Origin of the sequence: Streptomyces sp. NPDC058335 (assembly GCF_042723915.1) — a bacterium.
Taxonomy (GTDB): Bacteria; Actinomycetota; Actinomycetes; order Streptomycetales; family Streptomycetaceae; genus Streptomyces.
In genome coordinates this window covers 18,906-37,029 of record NZ_JBHXHX010000027.1, presented here as the reverse complement: position 1 = coordinate 37,029, position 18,124 = coordinate 18,906, and the positions used below count along the sequence as shown (strand labels likewise).

Below are 18,124 nucleotides of genomic sequence, written 5' to 3'. Positions count from 1 at the left end.
AAAGCGGCTTCCGTTGCCGCGCCGACCAGCTGCCGAAGGACAGCGGGCCCAGCGCTCGCCGACATCGTCCTACGCGAGGCGGAAGGCCTGCTGTCCGCGACGATGGAGGGCACCGTGCGCTGTGTCCAGAACCGCGCCCGCCTTGTCCGCGCCCTCTATGAACGCCTGGACCGCCTGGAGACCGCGCCCGCCACCCGGGCCCCCCTTCAGTGAGGAGTCCGAAGCGCAAACACCCGCTGTGGTGTCGTCCGCGGAGGGTTGAGCGCAGGTCCTTTACAGTCCCCGACGCACTGCGTGAAAGCGCCTCTATAGGGCGACGAATCCGGCCCAGGGCGGCATTCCAGATGTCGGGCGTAGTCCCTCGCTCCGAGGTTGGCGATGCGGGTTGTGCTGAAGTGATCGACTGGCCGGTGTTCTACCGTTTACGCTGCGTGCTCGGCAGGTAGCTGGGGGGCGTGTGGCTGATCCGATTGAGACCGTTGCTCCGGACGATTCAGGTTCGGTCACGCTGCGGCGATATGAATACCAGGTGCATGTGGCCGCGCAGGCCGTCCTGGAGATGCTGGCTGACGAGCCGGTACGCCATGTGACCTGCGAACACATCGAGGACATTATCGTCGCCCGCAACGACGATCAGGCGACGACCAGCGGTCTCTTCTGGGACTTCCAGCAGATTAAGACCCGGGACACCCCAGTTCCTTGGACGCTCGCGGACGTTCTCGCCAAAGGCCCGCTGAAAAGTTTGTGGCGCACCTACGGCGCGGTGAAGGACCAGGGGCTCGCGTACCAGCTCACGGCCGGCCTGGAGGGTTACCTCGATCCGGCCGACGCTCTCGTGACTGCCCTGGCACGGGGCATGGGTGCTGATCAAGAACGATGCCTCAAACGGGTAGCGACCCACCTGAAAGCCGATCCCAAAGACGTCTCCGTCTTCATGGGCTTGGTCCGAGTCCGGGAACTGCCGCGACGCGAGGACGTCGAGCTGCGCAACACCCGCTTCCTGCATGAGCTGGGCCCGTCCCTGACCGGCGCGGAGATCACCGGGCTCTACGACGAACTTGTGCGCCGTACCCGGGAGGCGATGCAGGGCCGGCTCGGCCCCCGGTGGGTGGAGCAGCTCGCGGTGCAGGAGCTACCTGCGAAACTGCTGAGGAAGCGCATCGGACCCGGAACCGTCGCGGACCTTCGACAGCGGCTCCTGCGCCCCGACCACGTGCTGCTCACCGATGTCTCGCGGCGGCTCCACGGAGTGGAGACGGCGCTGGTGCGCAAGCTCCGCCGGGGCGCGGCGACGAACGACGTGATCGAGGACGCCCAGATGTTCCGGGCTCATGCCGAGCACCACCGCCTGACGCAGCAGTCGCTGGGCACCTGGCCGGCAGCCCCGGCCGTCGAAGCGGACCTGGATGAACGGCTGCTGCTGGTCGCGCGCCGCACCATCCGCGGCCGCGCCGACCATCCACGACCCGCCAACGCCGTATTCGACGACCTCCAGACCACCCTCGAAACCAACGCCGCTACCCACGACCGCTGGCCCCTGTACGCCCGGGATGGCGTTCTGCTCATGGGCCGCGCGTGCGCGATCTCCGACGAGTGCCGATTCGACTGGGGGACTGCCCATGAGTCTCCTGCCTGATGTCACCCCGCCTCCCGCGGCGCCCGTCGATCATCCCAACCAGCTGCCACCCTCTGCAGACGCCCAGGCCAGGCTCCTCATCCTCATCGACGCCTTCTCCGAGACTCCGCACCGACCCCGCCCGCGCCACCCACCTTCTGCCCGCCCTGCTCGTTCTGATGAACCTCGAAGTCAACCACTGACGGAGGATCTTCTTCGCAGACTTCCGCCCGCGACCAGCATGAGTACCCTGCGATCCGATCACACCAGCCCTTTGACCTGCGACTTCAAGTTGACGGAGTCTCACTCTCGCGCGCGCCCGGTGCGCCGCACGTCCGATGTCCCGCACTGCACCGATGCGCCCACCGCCGACCGACCCCTTGACCAGGTGCGGCCGGTGGCGTGCGCTACCCCTTGACCAGGTCCGCCACCGAGGACGTTTCCCCTTGACACATCCCCTTTCGGCTGGCGATCAGGTCGTGGTCAAGGGGGTGTGTGATAGGGGAGCCCGCCCGGCGGTGCGCGCGCCCGGTGCGGTGCGGTGATGCCGATGGAACGCACCCCGATGGCGATGCGGTGCGTCGCGCGGCGGTGGCGCGCATCGGGTGCGCCTACACGATGGTCAGGCGCACCGGGTGCGAGCCGGCCGGTGCGGGGTGGGCATCAAGGGCCTGGCCCACTCCGACGGCCTCCAGCTGGCGCAGAGTGTCGGCGACGTCCTCGTGGTCCTCGGTGAGGAACTGCGCAGCGAAGTCGATGACGGCGCGGGCGATGCCTTCCGCCGTGTCCGGTCCGGCCTGCGCCCAGGTCCGCAGCGAGGTCACGAAGACGCGTCCGAGGGCCTCCAGGGCGAAGGTGTCCGCGCACGGCTCGCCCGCCTCTGGGCCGGGCAACGCGGTGACGGGGACGACGATCCGTTCGAGGACGTCGACGAGCAGCTCGGGCATCCGCGGCTCGCCGCTGGCGAACTCGCGGGCGGCTTCGACGTCGTCGGCCTGGACGGCGCGGAGGTAGCTGAACGCGCTGATGGCCGCGTCCGGGCTCATCGGGGCGAGCGGCATGTTGGTGGTGGGCATGATGGCTCCTCACGTACGGGCGCCGCGCCGATCGCGGCGCAGGCGATGACGGCTCGACAGTGCACGGGACCCGGCGGGCAACCGGAAGGGGACCGCGGTACTCCACGGGGCGGGCGGATCCGAGTCCGCCGCGGCCCCCGCGCCCGGCGGCGGTCCCGGTGTCGCGGCGGCGGAGGAGCGTCCGGCCCGGCAGGATCACCTTCCGGACGGCGGACGCGGCGACGGGCCGCGTCCTCCGCCCGACACCGAGGGCCGCGGCGCGCGTTGCGCGTTTCCCGCCGTTCCGGAATCGACGGCCGTGCGAGGTGGCGTGGCACAACGCGGACCGTCCGCCGTGCCTGAGCGAGCCATTTCTTGATCGAAAATGCCATTTCAGGGACGGTATTGTGCGCCGTGAGTCCCTTCGCTACGATCGCACCCTCACCGGCCGTAAGTCCGCTCATTGCAGGGGGCGATGTGGGTGCGTCAGCGTCAGAATTACTCCCCGAGCGGGATGACTGATGGGCGATGCCGAACGGAATTCAATGCCTTCCGGCCCTGAATTAGCGGAAGGCGAGCGATTATCAAAAGGCTCGCCTTCTTCTCCTTTCCGAAGACGGGATTACTCCCTCTTCTGGATGGCGGGCGCCGTCGACGGTCTCGGGACCTGTGCGTCCGCCCTCTTCCTTCCGCTGATCCTCCTGGGCGCCGGGTACTCGTCCGGGCTCGCCGGCCTCGTCGCCTCGGTGGCACTGGTCAGCGGGCTCGTCGTCTCGCCGGTCGCGGGCGTGTTCGCCGACCGGCTGCCGCGCAAGCCGATGATGTACACGGCGGCCCTGGTCGCCGCGGGCGCCATGGGCTCGGTGTTCGTGACCGTGGCACTCGGCCATGTCGTCCTCCTCCACGTACTCGTCGCGGCCGTCGTCGAGCAGGCGGCCAGCGCCACCTACGGGGCGGCCGCCTCCGGTACGATCCGGCGGCTCGTGCCCCCCGAGGAGTACCCCCGGGCGATCGGGTACCTCCAGGCACGGGACCAGGCGGTCCAGATCGTCGGCCCGACGCTGGGCGGGGTCCTCTACCAGGCGGCGCGGTGGGTGCCGCTGCTCGCGGACGCCGTGTCGTTCCTGCTGGTGGCCGTGTTGAGCAGGGCGATCCGCGCGGACCTGACGCCCGTACGGGAGACGACCGCCCCGTCCTTCGCCCGTGAGCTGGCCGACGGCCTGCGTTTCGTGTGGGCGCACCCCTTCCTGCGCTTCGTGGTTGTGTGGACGGCCGGGGTCAACGCCCTGCTGGGAGCGCTGTACTTCCACGCCGTCTTCGCCTCGCACGCCGAGGGCGCCAGCCCCTCCTCGATCGGTCTCATCCTCACCCTCGCGGGCGTCGGCGGGCTGCTGGGCGCGCTCGCCGCGCCCTGGCTGGTGCGGCGGGTGGCGGCTCCCCGGATCGTCACGGGCGCCTCGTGGGTCATGGTGCCGACGGCGGCCGGGCTCGCGTACGCCTCCCAGACCTGGGCCTACGGGCTGCTGCTGAGCGGGGTGTCGCTGATCGTGCCGTCGGTGGCGGTCGTGCTCCAGACCCGGGCGGTGCTGGTGACCCCCGACGGTCTGCTGGCCCGGATGGGCACGGTGCTGGGCACCGCCGGCCAGGGCGTCGCCGCGCTCGCCCCGATGCTGGCCGGGGTCCTGGTGGCCGCGTACGGCGGCCGCACGGTCGCGTGGGGCTGCGCCGGGGCCTTCGCCGCGCTGGCCCTGTACGCGACGGCCAGGTCCGCTCTCGTCGTCCGGGAGGTGCCGTGACGGCGTTCTCCCCGCGGACGGTCACGCGCGGCTACGGCGTCTACCGCCCGGTGCTGCCGGTGACCAGTCCCCGCAACCCAGACCGGATGGTGTACACGGGGGACGCCGACGGCCGGTGCGAGATCTTCACCTGGGACCGGTCCAGCGGCGGCGGACGGCAGTTGACCGACCGTCCCCACGGCACGCTGCTGTGCGCCATCGACGGCGACGAGGCCGTGTGGTGGTTCGACGAGGACCGCGGCGGCAGCGGCGGCTGGCGCACCCAGGACTTCGACGGCGGCCCGGACCGCCCGGCGCTGCTCGACGTGCCCTGCGGGCGGCCCGCCGGGCTGGCGCTGACGGAACGGGGCACGGTGGCCGTCGGCATCCGCGGGAGCGAGGGATTCAGCGTGCACCTGGGGCGGCGCGGCGGCCGGGGCACACCCGTCCTGCGCACGACGGACTCCGCTACCCTGTGCGATCTGGCGCCGGACGGCGGCCTGCTGGCGGTGACCGGCCCCGCCCACTCGGCCCGCGCCGTGACGCTGCTGACCCCGGACGGGAGCACCGCCGCGGTGCTCTCCGGCACCCGGGAACGCACCTGGGCGCTCGGCTTCGCGCCCGCGCCCACCCCGCCCCCGGGCCCCCGGGGCACGTCCGGCCATACGCTGCTGCTGGTCATGCGCGAGCGGGCCGGCCGCTACCACCTCGGTGTCTGGAGCCCCGGCGCCGGACTGGAACTGCTGCCCTGGTGCTCTTTCGACACCGAGACGACCGCCCGCTGGTACCCCGGCCCGGGCAGCGCGCGGGTCCTGCTGCGACAGGACCGGCACGGCCGCAGCAGGTTGTTCACCGCGGACCTGGAGCGCGGCGAGCTGACCCCCGTGCCCACCCCCGAGGGAAGCATCCTGGCCGCGTCACCCACCGCCGGCGGCGACGTGCACTACATCTGGACCGACGCGGTGACTGTGCCCCGCGCGATGTCCCTGTCGGGTGCGCCGCTGCCCGGGCAGAGCCAGTGGCGCGTCCCCCGCTTCGGCCACCGCCGGGACCTGTGGACGCCGGGACCCGACGGCCCCGTGCACACCTTCGTCACCACACCCGCGGACCGCCCCGGACCCTACCCGCTGGTCCTCCTCGTCCACGGCGGCCCGGCCGACCACGACCGCGACGCCTACGACCCCATGGTGCAGACCCTGGTCGGCTCGGGCCTCGCCGTGGCCCGCGTCAACTACCGGGGCTCGACCGGCTACGGGCCGCGCTGGCGCTCCGCGTACTCCGAGGGCGTCGGCCACACCCAGGTCGCCGACCTGGTGCGGGTCCGGGCCGACCTGCTGGAACGGGGCATCGGCCGCCCGGGCGCCGTGGGCCTGTGCGGCACGTCGTGGGGCGGCTATCTGACCCTGCTGGCGATGGGGACCCGCCCCGGCCTGTGGGATGTCGGGGTGGCCGTCAAACCGCTCGCCGACTGCGCCACCGCCTTCCGGCACTCCACGCCCGCCCTCCAGGCGCTGGACACCTCGCTGTTCGGCGGCACTCCCGACGAGGTGCCGGGCGCCTACGCCCACGCCTCCCCGTCCTCGTACGCCGCCGCCATCCGCTCCCCGCTGCTGGTCGTCGCCGCGCGCCGGGACGCCAAGTGCCCGCCGGAGCAGATCGAGGCGTACCTGGCCGTGCTGCGTGCGGGCGGTGTCCCGCACGAGGTGATGTGGCTGGACTCGGGCCACGACGGCTACGACGGAGCCGACCACCTGGCCGTCATACGACGGTCCCTCGCGTTTCTCGGCGGCGGGCTGCCTTCCGGGCCCGATCAGGCCGAGCCGCCACCACCCCCGGAGAGGAGGTGAACACCATGCAGAAGGACATCATCCACGGCGACCCGCTCGACGGCGACGAGGAGAGCCGCAAGCCGGGCGTCGGCGTCGTCGTCTACTTCCGCTCCGCGGAGGAGATGGAGGACGAGGACCAGTAGCGCCGAGGGGCCGGTCCCGCCACCGTGCGTGGCCGACCCCGTCCGGAGGGCACCGGCCGGACTCCCCGGCCGGTGCCCCGTCACGGAGGTCGTCAGGCGCCCCGCCCGGCGCCTGACGACTTCCCGGCCGACGCCCGGCCGACCCGTCATGCCGTGCACTGATCACATGAGAAGAGGCGAGCCGTGCGCGTACTCCTGGTGAACATGCCCTGGGCCCCGATCGATCTCCCGTCGCTGGCTCTCGGAATTCTCAAGCGCAGCGTCGACGAGCGCGTACCGAACAGCACAGCGGACGTTCTGCACGCGAACATCGAATACGTGGACTGGATCACCAGGAACACGGAATTCACTTTGGAGGACTACTCCTACTACGCACTCGGATCCTATTTCCTGGGCTGCGGCGACTGGGTCTTCTCTTCCGCTCTCTACGACGATCCCGAATGGCGCGTCGCCGAGTTCACCGCGGCAATGGCCAACCGGGTGCCCGGGGCCCGGATGGAGATGACACAGGCCCTGCACGTCACCGCACCCGACTTCGTCCGGCACATAGCGGAACGCATCGTGGAACTCGCCCCGGACGTGGTCGGGTTCACCTCGACGTTCCAGCAGAACACCGCCGCCCTGGCCGCCGCCAAATACGTCAAGCGGCTCGCCCCGCACATCGTGACGGCCATGGGCGGCGCCAACTGCGACGGCAAGCAGGGCGAGGCCGTCCACCGCAACTTCCCCTTCGTGGACCACGTGCTGCGCGGCGAGGGCGAGGTGTCGTTCCCCGCGCTGATCAGGGCCCTGGACGCGGGCGAGCCCCTGTCCGAGGTCCCCGGGCTGTGCTGGCGCGACACGGACGGCACCTCCGTGGTGAACGCCATGAGCACCAAGCCGCTGCCGCCCGCCGCGATCCTGCCGCCGGACTACTCGGGGTACTTCGAGCGGCTCGCCTCGTCCCACGCCCGGAACTGGGTCGAGCCCAAGCTGGTCGTCGAGGGGGCGCGCGGCTGCTGGTGGGGCGAGAAGCACCACTGCACCTTCTGCGGGCTGAACGGCTCGTTCATGGAGTTCCGCAGCAAGAGCCCCGACGTGTTCTACGACGAGATCATGGACCTGGCGCGCAGGCACCGGGTCCTGGACATGTACGTCGTGGACAACATCCTGGACATGGGGTACGTGAAGTCGGTGCTGCCCCGCATCATCGACAGCGGCTACGACCTGCGCATGCATATCGAGATCAAGTCCAACATGCGGCGCGGACAGCTCCAGACCCTGGCGGACGCGGGCCTGATCTTCGTCCAGCCCGGCATCGAGAGTCTCAACAGCCGGGTGCTGACCCTGATGGACAAGGGCGTGACCGGCGGCCAGAACGTGCGGATGCTCCGTGACGCCGCCACCGTGGGCCTCTCGGTCGCCTGGAACTACCTGCACGGCTTCCCGGGCGAGGACGCCGAGGACTACGACGACGTGGTGGACCAACTGGCCGCGCTGGAACACCTGAACCCGCCCGTCGGCCCGTCCTCCCGGATCGCGATCGAGCGGTTCAGCCCGTACTTCGACAACCCCGGGCTCGGCTTCTCCGAGCTGCGCCCCGCCGAACCGTACCGGCTCACCTACGACCTCCCCGACGAGGAGATGTTCGACCTGGCGTACGTCTTCGACGTACCGCCCCGGGGGATCGGCGAGGACGTCGTCGAACGGCTCGACGCGGGCATCGCGCGCTGGAAGCGGAACTACGCCGGCAGCCGCCTCACCCACTGCGACCTGGAGGACCGGATCGTCCTGGTCAGCAGGCGCCGGGCCTTCGACTGGACCCGCCTGGAACTGACCGACCCGCGCGAACTGGCCTTGTTCCGGCTGCTCGACCAGCCGCACACGGTGAAAGCGGCCGCGCGCAAGCTGGACGCGGACCACCCCGTCGGCGAGGCCGACCTGCTCCGGGTCCTGAAGCGGTGGCGGGAGCTGGGCGTCGTGTTCGAGGACAGCGGGCAGTTCGTGCAGATCGCGCCGCCCGCCCTGAACGAGGAGTTTCTGCGGATCGACCACATGCGGCACACCGCCGCCCGCGAGGCCGAACTCGCCCCGACGACCGCCTGACGACCGCGCCACCGCCCGACCGAGGGACGACGATGACTCCTGCTCTCACCGCCACCGCCCCCTTCACCGTGACCGCCTCACGGGACTACGACCCCGAGGTGGGCCCCCTGCCCGCCATGTCCCTGGGCCGCTACGAGATCGACATGTCCGGCGGCGAGGCCGCCCGGCGGCTGTTCGCCGCCGGGGCCCGGCACGTCACCCTGCCCCGCCCCGTGGACCTGACGGATGCCGCCGACGCGGCCTGGACGGTCAGAGCGCTGAGCTTCGTGGGCGACCTGACCAGCCTGGCCGTCTCGGTCGACTGGCAGCTCCGCACCGGCCCGGACCCCGACGCCTGGCGCCACTTCTGCCACCTCCACCCGCCGACCGCCGTCCTCGGCACCGCGGACCCGGTCGCGACGGCGCTCGCCTGGCGCACCACGTACTACATCTGCAAATGCATCTTCCGGTACGGCCCCGGCTTCATGCAGGTCCGCGACCGGCGCTACGGCGAGCTGCGCCGCTTCACCATCGACGAACCGGAGTACCACGAGGCCGTGGCGGCCCTCGCCGACGGCGCGCCCGCCGACGCGATCCCGGGGCCCGTCCTGGACGACCTCGTCTCCGAGCACCTCGTCCTGCGCTTCGGCGACCATCTGTGGTGGGCACCGTACCGGGTCCGCCGCTGGTCGGAGGCACCGCTGGTGATCTGAGCGCACGGCCGTGGTTGTGCGTCAGCAGCGTGCAGTGAGGACAGACCTGATGACAAACGGTGGCACTGTCAACTTATGAAGTTAATGGGGCAGTTGGGGCAGACTGGTGTAATCGTGTGGCCGGTGCTCCACCCGTCAGGCAACCTCGGGGGCGCAGCCGGTGACGGTGCGCCAGGTGGTGAAGCGGTGGTGCATTTCGGTGCGGTAGTCGTGGGCGGTGAGGCGGTGGCGGCGGGGTCTGAAGTGGGGTGCGATGCCGCTGAAGGCGGACAGGAATCTCTGGGCGTGACCGGCCGAGGTGAAGTGCTTCATGGCGCGTTCGCGCTGTCTCGTTGGCTGGTGGCTGTTCTCGGCCCGGTTGTTCAGATACTTCGAACTGCGGTGCTCCACCGACGGGATCACCTGACGGTGGGCGGCTCCGTAGGAGCGCAGCTTGTCGGTCACGATCACCCGGGGCACGTACTCGTACTCCTTGAGCCGACGGCGGAAGAACCGCTTGGCTGCCTGCGTGTTCCGCTTGGACTGCACAAGAATGTCCAGGACGTTGCCGTCCTGGTCCACAGCGCGCCACAGGTACTGGAGCTTCCCGTTGACCTTGATGAACACCTCGTCCATGTACCACTTGTCACCCGGCCGCGGACGCCGGCGCCGCAGCTGGTTGGCGTAGGCCTGGCCGAACTTGGCGCACTACTGCCGGACCGTCTCGTACGAGACCGTGACACCCCGCTCGAGCATGAGTTCCTCGACCTCCCGGAACGAGAGCGGAAAGCGGTGGTACAGCCATACGCAGTGCGAGATTACCTCCGCCGGGTAGCGGAAGCCCTTGTATGACGGCCAGGTCTTCGGGGCCGTACGCACGCATCCACGTTATGCAGACCTGCCGCCCGCAAGCGGCCGGGCATTGCGCCAGGCCGGGCGGTAGTCGGACCTCTCATCAGCGCCTCCAACGGCACCCCTCGGGCCCGGTGACACCACCCCCCAGGTCATCCGTTCGACAGGGGGGACCAGTCATGCCGGGCCCGGAGGCCAGCGGCCCTCTTGCAGGACCGGAAGAAGATAACGGGGGGATCACCGTGAACCCGGCCGGGATCGCGTGGGCTTCGAGCCAGTCCCGGCCGCACCCGCAGTGCTGGGCGTGGTACCCGGCCCACTTTCACTCCAGCGGCTCGTACACCAGCCGGTCGCCGTAGTATTTCGGATCTCTCACGAACCCAGACACGGCCCGCGGTCTTCCACCGGACCGCGGGCCGGGACCAGCCCGCCGTCACCCGAACGAGATGCGTGCGGTGGCCGGCGGCGCCGTCGACATTCTCGTGGCCGCCTGGCGGGTCTGCTCGAGGAACAACGCTCCGCGCCGTGCCTCGTGCAACCCCTCACGGCCCGGGGATCCCCGGGCCCCTGGGGTCGTTTCCGCAGGTCGGCATACGACGGTCGGGGCGTCACGCCCGATTACCGCCAGGCCCACTACCTGCTGTCGGTCAAGAACAACCAGCCCACCCTGGCCCGTCAGTTAACCAAACTGCCCTGGAAGCAGGTACCGATCCTCAACCAATCCTGCGACCGCGGACTTGGCCGTGAGGAAGTCCGCGAGGTGAAGGTGGTGAGCGTGGACGGTCTGCTGTTCCCCCATGCCCGCCAGGTTGTTCGCATCCACCGCAAACGCCGCCGAATCGGCACAACGAAGTGGCAGACCGAGACTGTCTACGCCGTCACCGATCTCGCGGCCCACCAGGCGTCTCCCGATGAGATCGCTGCCTGGGCACGTGGGCACTGGATCATCGAGAACACCGTCCACTGGACCAAAGACGTGACCTTCGCCGAAGACGCCAGCCAGATCCGCCGACACCGCGCCCCCGCCGTCATGAGCGCCCTGCGCGACCTCGCCCGCGCCACCCTCCACCGCTCCGGATGCCAACATCGCCAGCGGCCGGCGAGCCCACACCCTCCCCGCAGCCACCCTCACCCCCCACGGGATTCCATGATCAAACCGGGCGAACGCGACTCTCCCCGGGGCCCTGGAGGACCTGGAGGGCGAGGAGTTCCGCGACACCTACACCGATGCCCTGGCGCAGGTGATCGAGGCCAAGCAGGGCGACAAGCCGCTCCCGGAGGCCCCGCAGGCGGAGGAGCCGGGCAAGGTCCTGGATCTGATGGCGGCGTTGACGGAGTCGGTGAGCAAGGCAAAGGCCGCTCGCGGCGAGACGGGCGACGCCGACGTCCACGAGACGCCGAAGAAGAAGACAACAGCCAGGAAGCCGGCGAAGACCCCGGCCGGCAAGACGGCATCGAAGACCGCGCAGAAGAAGACAGCGGCGAAGGGCTGCGGGCTGGGACGGGCAGGTCCTGCCCTGGGGTGGGGATGACGTGTGTCGGCGTTCGCGTGAGCGTGCCGTCCGTCTGCTCTGTGGATGCTCAGGTGATCGTGCTGCAGGGGGTGGTCGATCGTGTGGTTGCTTCGTGGGGGTCGGTTTGCAGGTGGGTGAGTGTGCTGGTGGCTGTGTGGAGGGCGGCTTCCAGGCGGTCGGGGGAGTGCAGGGTGCCGTTGCCGTCGGGTGGGATGATCCATTCGAGGTGTCCGGTGTCGCGGTAGGGCGGGGGGACAGGGATCCAGCAGCCTTTGCCGACGTGACGGATTCCGGCGCCGATCCATTGCTGGTCGGGTCCGGGGGGCAGGAAGAAGCCGACTCGGCGGGCTTTGCTGTGCCGCAGGACGGGGCCGGGGGTGCGCAGCGGATCGTGCCAGAGGACGTTCAGGGCGAGCAGGCCGAGTTCCTCGGGGACGCTGAGGACGTTCCAGTAGCGTCCGGCTTCCAGCAGGGCGGTGCCCGTTCCGTGGTCCCACTGCCGTTTGCAGTCCCGGGGGTTCGTTGCGGCCGCTGCGAGCCACTCGACGCTGCGCATCCACGCCGTGTTCCACATGTCCCCTCCTGAAGGTCTCGTCGTCTGGGCAGGGGAGCATACGCCACCCCTACGGCTGGACGTTGTGTGAATACGTGCAGGTCAGCTGCCTGATCATGTTGGGTGATGTTCGAAGCTGGGGGGAAGGGTGGCGCACGGTGGCGCTTTTGCGGCCGACGACGTGCAGCGCACTGGTGCGCCGACAGCGCGCCAGTGCGCTGCCGCCAGTGCACTGCCGCAGGCGGCGGTGTGACCTTGACATGGGCGGCGTGCCCGGTGTGTGGAAGTGCCTGGCATGGTCCGCTCTGCGCTGCGGCATGCCGGGCTCGTGAAGTGGTGGGTTCGTGGGGTGTGGGTCAGCCAGCGTTGAAGGGTGGCGTTGACGCTGGACGGAGATGTCCTTGAAGCCCTCACCAATCACGAAGACTGATCCGGAGGCAGACACGCCAACGGGCCCCGGCGTCACGTCATGGACGGCTCCGGAACTTCGAGGGCGTCGATCACCTTCGGGCCATCGCAGCCTGGATTGATCGGTGATCGCCGTGCTGGTTGGTCCCGTTCGTGTGAATTGAGATCTGATGCAACGATTCGCCGCTCTGGTGACGTGATCACGTGGTCAGGGGCGGCATGTGGTCGCCCGGGGAGAAAGAAGGTGATCTTGAATTTCATGGTGCGTGTACTGGAGGGGGCCGCAGCCGGCGCTTTCCTGGCGTCATCGTGGGCGGAGCTGTACCGGCAGGACCCCGAAGCGACGCCCTACCAGTCGCCGGAGTGGCTCATCGGGTGGGCGCACCAACTGCCGCCCACCGCCCGCCCGGTCATCGCCTTATGCGAGGACCCTGCCCGGCAGGTCCTCGCCGCTCTGCCGCTGGCCTGCGACCAGGAGAGCGACCGAGTGCGGACCTATGCCCTGTCGGCGCCGATGGGGGAGTACGTCCGCGCCGTAGGCCCGGCAGCTGAGGACTTGCGAGTGTCGGCGTCCCTGGCCCGATACCTTGAGGAGCTGGGCTTTGACGGCCATCACGTCGACATCGCGGGCCTGCCCGCAGGCGGCGCGCTCGCCCGACACCTCACACCCACCGAGGCTGCTCCAGCCGGACGCTGGCACACCAGCGTCACCGACTGCGCCGAGATCCGGTTACCCCTCGCCTATGAGGCGATGTCCCGCTCGACCCGACGTGATCACAAACGACGCCAGCGCGCCTGGGACGAACTGGCCCGAACCCGCACGGTGACCTACCGTCGCACCCGCGACAGCGACGAACTGCTCACCGCCTATGAGGTTCTGGCCGACCTGCACGCGCGCCGCTGGGCCGGCCACACTACGCCTGCCGGATCACCCCATACCCCCGGCGCATCCTACTGGCCGGCCGTACTGGAGCGCTGCGGCACGGACACGGCATTCATCGCCACCCTTTCCGTGGACGCCCAGACCGTCGCCGCTCAGCTCTGCCTGACACGACACCGCCGGGCCTACTCCGTCGTGCCCGCCATGGACCCCCACTACAAAGACCTCGCTCCCGGCCACGCCCTTTTGCGGCGCCTCGCACAGGACCTGGCCGCGGACGGATACGAGTACCTCGACCTGGGCCGCACCGTTGCGGGACAACACGCCTACAAGGACCAGTACCGCCCGCGATGGAGCAAGACCGTCTCCGCCGTCAGCGCACCCCCACCGGCGCGCCTCGGCCCGCCCGGAGAACTCGCCCGGGCCACCGCAGAACCCGTCTGAAGCGTGCGTCCCACCCTGTTCCCGGGTAGGACGCACGCTCACGACCCGCTGCCACGGTCAAGCAGCTCACCGCGGATTGGGGAGACAACTCGGCCGCCCTGCACACAGACACCAACCCCTTGCGACCTGCGGCTCAGCGCCGCGTCATACGAACGTTTCCGTGAGCTCGGTCCGCGGCTGTGCTGGAAGGCCACACGGCCACCGCAGACCTGCCACTCTTGATGTCTACGTGAACCAGCTCGCCGGGGCGGTCTCGTTCGTAGCGGCGGATGACGCGGCCGGTGGCCCGGTCCAGATGCGTGAGGCGGGCGAGGCGGTAGCGGGTCAGCACACGGTGCACGGTCGAGGGCACCAGGCCCAGCAGGTGTGCGATGCGGGCCGGTCCCCAGCGGCGCAGGACGCGGACCTTGATGATCCGGCGTTCGGTGCGGGTCGGTGTCCGGCGCGGGCTGGAGTGCGGTCGGCTGGTGCGGTCCGCCATGCCTGCCTCGCCGGACAGCCGGTAACGCGCCGCCCATCGCTCCTGAGCAGTGGTCGGCGAGACCTGGAAGCGTTCGGCGGCCCGGCGCAGGGGCCAGCCGTCTTCGACCACGCAGCGGGCCAGACGCAGACGGCCGGTCTCGGTCAGGGGTGCATTACGGTGGGACACGAGGGCCTTTCGCTCGGGGTAGACGTCGCAATCCACACCGAACCCGGAAGGCCCTCACCCGTTCAAGATCCCTCAGCCGAGACCTGCATCACCCGTCCACAACCTCCCGGGACAGAACACCTAGCCCTCGTAGCCCTTGGAGTGGTCGTCGCCCTCGTGGCCCTGGGGCACGTCGTCGTAGCCGAAGTTCTCGTCGTGCTGCTCGCCGTGGTCGAGCTTGCCGCCGTGGCCCGGCTTTCCGTGCTTGTCGCCGTGACCGCCGGTGGTGTTCCCGGCGTTGTTCCCCGCGGTGTTACCGCCCGTGGTGTTCCCGGCGGTGTTGCCAGCGGTGTTGCCCGCGGTGTTGCCGGCAACGTTGCCCGACGTGCCGCCGCTCGTCGTCATGCCGGCGGTGGTGCCGGTCGTCGTACCGGTCGTCGTACCGGTGGTGGTTCCCGTCGTCGTTCCACCAGTGGTAAAGGTCGCGCACCCGCCGAGGAAGATCCGGTTGTTGTCGAGCGTCACGGAGCCGTTACGGGCCAGCGCCCGCCCCTCGATGTTCGCCCCGGTGTTGGCGCTGATCGAGGTCAGAGCCGTGATCGTGCCCACGAAGGTGGAGTCGGTGCCGAGGGTGGCCGAGCTGCCGACCTGCCAGTACACGTTGCACGCCGAGGTGCCGTTCGTGAGGAGCACTCGGCTGGAGGACGCTGTCGTCAGAGCTTCGGGAATTTGGAACACCCAGACGGCGTTCGGGTTTCCCCCGGCGTTCAGAATCAGGTCGCCGGTGAGCCCGACTCCGGAGACGGCGGTGTGGACGCCGGGAAGCAGCGTCTGGCCGTTGCCGATGGCCGCCGGGAGGGCGAAGTCCGTGGCCTGGCCGGCCGCGTTGTTGTAAGCCGTGACCAGGTCGGACTTTGCCTGCAGTGCGACAGCGTCCCCAGCGTGCACGGCGCCGAGCAGGCCTCGGCCGCGAGGTCCTGGTCGAAGCCGACGAGGACCGTGAATTCGGCGGTGATCTCGTCGGTGAGTTCCAGCGAGCGCAGGGTGTGTGGCCATGGTGCGGGCCGCATCGGCGATGACCGCAGCGTCCTTCGCATCGGTCTTGGCCTCGCCCGGATACAGGTCGGCGATCCGGCGCATCGCGAGTCCAGGCAGGTAGGCGACCTTGCAGCCCGCGTCCCGGGCGACCGTGAGCGGGAGGGCTCCGATCGAGGCGGGCTGGTCCACGATCACCAGAACGTTGCCGAACTTCGCGGCCAGTTTGTCGAACACGGCCCGAAGTTTCGGCTCGCTGTTGGGCAGCTGCTTGCCGAAGACCTTCTTGCCGGCCGGAGTCAGCCCGTGCCCGTGATGAGAGCTCTTGCCGACGTCCAGGCCGAGAAATACGCCCACGTCTTCGGTGTCGAACATCGCGCCCGTCCAGGAGAGTTGCACGTGCCGGCCTCGGCAGTGGTGTCGTACGCGCGCATCCACGTTATGCAGACCTGCCGCCCGCGAGCTGTCCGGCGTTGCGCCGGATCCGGGTGGTGGCCGGACCTCTCGTCAGCGTCTCCGACGGCACCTGCCGGGCCCGGTGACACCACCCCCAGGTCATGCCTTCGACAGGGGGACACAGTCATGCCGGGACCGGAGGCCAGCGGCCCTCTTGCAGGACCGCGGAAACATAACGGGGGACAGCATCTTCTTGCCGTATGGGGCCGAACGCGTAGTGGATTCCTGTTGCGGTGAGGCGGAGTTGTTCGCCGTCCTGGACTGTGATGAGCGGGAAGAGTGGGCTGTCCGGGGCACGGTCCTCGAGCTGTCCGTGGATGTTGGCTGCGTGTATGAGGCGGCGCGCCCAGGAGGGTAGAGGGTAGAGCCGGCATCGGCGGTGGGCTGTGCTGTCGTGGACTTTGACGGTGGTCGCCGTTTCGTCGATGTCGATGCCGCGGATAAGCGCGAGCCGGCTGATGTCTGCCCCGGTGACCGCGTGGATGGTCAGCGCTGTCGCGTGCAGCGGGTGCGCCACCGTGGTCAGCCGTGCGGCGAGAATGTTTGCTGATGTGCGGTCACGCCCTCGCGCGGACGGTGTGCCGCTCGTCGTGACGAGCACGGGGGCGCCCTGGAACCGGGCACGTTTCGGACGGTCTGTCACCGTGCCGTCCGACGGTGCAGGGGAGGTGATCCACTGCCCGAAGAGGGCGACTTCACCGACGCCGAAGGCGGCACTCACGGCCTTCAGCGCGTCACCGGCGACCTCACTCGGGCCCTGGCGCGGGCGGCCGCCGGCGTCTGCGTCCTCCAGCAGTCTCTGCCCCACCCCTGTTGCGCCGGGTGTTGCCGCTAGGCGTTGCGATAGATGTTGCGCCGGGTGTTGCGCCCACCCTCACAGCGTCCTGGAGTTCGCCCAGGTCACCATAGACGTACGGCGTGGTCGGGCCGCTGACATCCCCGTTGCGCCCCCCTCGCCCATGCCTGGCTGGAGTTGAGGATGAGGGAGAGGCGGGATGGGCGGCGTGGACGCGGCCGGGGATCAGGGCCCGCTCATCGGTGTCGCGCGTCGGCGCCGCCGCCGTGCCAGGCCGCCGACGGCCGCGGGCTGGAACCAGGCGCTCTACCAGACGAGCTTCGACCGGCCGGACCCTACGAATCCGCTCCCCGGGCTCATCGCCCACTTCGGGGCGCCCGGCGAGACGGGCGGCCGGCAGGTCATTGACGTATGGGAGTCGGAGGACGCGTTCCGGCGTTTCATGAAGAGCAGGTCAAGCCGGCCGCGCAGGAACTCGAGGCACCACCGTTCGAGTCGAAGGTGGTCGAGGTCTACAACGCTCTGAATCCGTAACGGTCGCCGGTGCATGGGCCCGTGACCCGTCCATGGATGACCGCGCCGCGCCGGGCGAGTAGCCCGGCGACCGTGCTGCTCGCTGTCTGGGCGAGAGTGCCGGTGCGGCCGGCGTAACTATCGGTGCCGCCGCCGCGCTGTTAACAGCGGCGGCACCAGGACTTACTCCCGAAGGCGACAGACGGGTCGGTGAGCCCGCCACCCAGCCTGATCCGCAGTGCAGGCATGCGCCAGCGAGACACGGCCGAATGATAAAAGAGTCCGGATGAGTGCCGTTGGCTGCTCGCGTGACACGGACAGCCGAGGGCCTCATCCATTCACCTGACATGTCATCACCCGGATACCCGCCCGGGTGGTGGCGCGCGCACATCTGGGCTGTCGTTGGCCATGTCGCCGCTGTGGTTCTCACCAGCTGGCAGGACGTCAGCTGACGCAGGCTGCGACGGAAGGAATCACCCATGCGCTCTGCCCGCACTCTCTTCGCCGCGGCCACGGTCACGGCGGCCCTCGCCATCGCAGCCCCGGTCGCCTACGCCTCCAGTGCCGGCGACTCGGGCAAGGACGACCACTCCTACAGCAGCGACCACGAGTATAAGAAGGACGAGGACAAGGACGCCGGTGGTGAGCACGACAAGCCGAAGGGCGGCGTGCACACCGGTGGAGGTCTGTTCGCCACGGTCGGCGGTGACGACTGGGACGAGAGTGACGAGTACAAGAAGGACGACGAGTACAAGGACGAGTACAAGAAGGACGAGTACAAGGACGCCGGTGGTGAGCACGACAAGCCGAAGGGCGGCGTGCACACCGGTGGAGGTCTGTTCGCCACGGTCGGCGGTGACGACTGGGACGAG

At 69.7% G+C, this 18,124-nt stretch carries 10 protein-coding genes and 7 pseudogenes; 10 read left to right on the top strand and 7 right to left on the bottom strand.

The genetic code is table 11. From position 1 onward, the window contains the following. Positions 1-11: 11 nt before the first annotated feature. Both ACFWJX_RS36265 and ACFWJX_RS36260 read left to right on the top strand, forming a co-directional pair. Positions 12-213 (top strand): annotated as a pseudogene (locus ACFWJX_RS36265) (restriction endonuclease); the annotation flags it as partial. A gap of 244 nt (positions 214-457) precedes the next feature. Beyond that, the gene (locus ACFWJX_RS36260) at positions 458-1,636 is read left to right on the top strand and encodes a dsDNA nuclease domain-containing protein (protein WP_383250668.1); all 1,179 of its coding nucleotides are present in this window, start codon (positions 458-460) and stop codon (positions 1,634-1,636) included. 590 nt (positions 1,637-2,226) lie between these two features. Here the strand turns inward: ACFWJX_RS36260 and ACFWJX_RS36255 are convergent. Continuing rightward, positions 2,227-2,691 carry a hypothetical protein gene (locus ACFWJX_RS36255; protein ID WP_383250665.1) on the bottom strand — a complete coding sequence of 155 codons (465 nt, stop codon included), beginning with the start codon at positions 2,689-2,691 and terminating at the stop codon, positions 2,227-2,229. 500 nt (positions 2,692-3,191) lie between these two features. On the opposite strand from ACFWJX_RS36255, the gene ACFWJX_RS36250 reads away from it, so the two are divergent. The 4 genes from ACFWJX_RS36250 to ACFWJX_RS36235 all read left to right on the top strand — a co-directional run bounded on the left by ACFWJX_RS36250 (position 3,192) and on the right by ACFWJX_RS36235 (position 9,194). Beyond that, positions 3,192-4,466, top strand: a complete 1,275-nt coding sequence (locus tag ACFWJX_RS36250; protein WP_383250663.1) for an MFS transporter — start codon at positions 3,192-3,194, stop codon at positions 4,464-4,466. Then, positions 4,463-6,292 (top strand): prolyl oligopeptidase family serine peptidase, encoded by a 1,830-nt coding sequence (locus ACFWJX_RS36245; RefSeq protein ID WP_383250661.1) that lies wholly within the window; start codon positions 4,463-4,465, stop codon positions 6,290-6,292. Before ACFWJX_RS36250 ends, ACFWJX_RS36245 begins: the two co-directional genes overlap by 4 nt. A gap of 308 nt (positions 6,293-6,600) precedes the next feature. Beyond that, positions 6,601-8,502, top strand: a complete 1,902-nt coding sequence (locus ACFWJX_RS36240; RefSeq protein ID WP_383250659.1) for a RiPP maturation radical SAM C-methyltransferase — start codon at positions 6,601-6,603, stop codon at positions 8,500-8,502. A 32-nt stretch (positions 8,503-8,534) separates the two neighbouring features. Then, positions 8,535-9,194, top strand: coding sequence for a DUF5825 family protein (locus tag ACFWJX_RS36235; RefSeq protein WP_383250657.1), 660 nt, complete (start codon positions 8,535-8,537; stop codon positions 9,192-9,194). 135 nt (positions 9,195-9,329) lie between these two features. Here the strand turns inward: ACFWJX_RS36235 and ACFWJX_RS36230 are convergent. Then, positions 9,330-10,052, bottom strand: a pseudogene (locus ACFWJX_RS36230) (IS6 family transposase). 235 nt (positions 10,053-10,287) lie between these two features. Between ACFWJX_RS36230 and ACFWJX_RS36225 the strand changes: the two are divergent. Beyond that, positions 10,288-11,022, top strand: a pseudogene (locus tag ACFWJX_RS36225) (ISAs1 family transposase); the annotation flags it as partial. 244 nt (positions 11,023-11,266) lie between these two features. Then, positions 11,267-11,557 (top strand): hypothetical protein, encoded by a 291-nt coding sequence (locus ACFWJX_RS36220; protein ID WP_383250655.1) that lies wholly within the window; start codon positions 11,267-11,269, stop codon positions 11,555-11,557. Between the two features lie 49 nt (positions 11,558-11,606). On the opposite strand, the gene ACFWJX_RS36215 is transcribed toward ACFWJX_RS36220, so the two are convergent. Further along, on the bottom strand, positions 11,607-12,113 hold the full coding sequence (locus tag ACFWJX_RS36215) for a hypothetical protein (RefSeq protein WP_383250653.1): 507 nt from the start codon (positions 12,111-12,113) through the stop codon (positions 11,607-11,609). Positions 12,114-12,759: 646 nt separating this feature from the next. Between ACFWJX_RS36215 and ACFWJX_RS36210 the strand changes: the two genes are divergently transcribed. Beyond that, a complete protein-coding gene (locus ACFWJX_RS36210; protein ID WP_383250651.1) occupies positions 12,760-13,824 on the top strand; it encodes a GNAT family N-acetyltransferase in 1,065 nt (354 codons plus the stop codon). Between the two features lie 217 nt (positions 13,825-14,041). On the opposite strand, the pseudogene ACFWJX_RS36205 reads toward ACFWJX_RS36210, so the two are convergent. From ACFWJX_RS36205 to ACFWJX_RS36190, 4 genes and pseudogenes are all read right to left on the bottom strand, one after another. Continuing rightward, positions 14,042-14,473: pseudogene (locus ACFWJX_RS36205) on the bottom strand (helix-turn-helix domain-containing protein); the annotation flags it as partial. A gap of 120 nt (positions 14,474-14,593) precedes the next feature. Beyond that, positions 14,594-15,349, bottom strand: a pseudogene (locus tag ACFWJX_RS36200) (ice-binding family protein); the annotation flags it as partial. A gap of 62 nt (positions 15,350-15,411) precedes the next feature. Then, a pseudogene (locus ACFWJX_RS36195) lies at positions 15,412-15,862 on the bottom strand (IS110 family transposase); the annotation flags it as partial. Between the two features lie 205 nt (positions 15,863-16,067). After that, the gene (locus ACFWJX_RS36190) at positions 16,068-16,664 is read right to left on the bottom strand and encodes a hypothetical protein (protein ID WP_383250649.1); all 597 of its coding nucleotides are present in this window, start codon (positions 16,662-16,664) and stop codon (positions 16,068-16,070) included. A 1,067-nt stretch (positions 16,665-17,731) separates the two neighbouring features. Here ACFWJX_RS36190 and ACFWJX_RS36185 point away from each other — a divergent pair. Continuing rightward, positions 17,732-18,124, top strand: a pseudogene (locus ACFWJX_RS36185) (hypothetical protein); the annotation flags it as partial.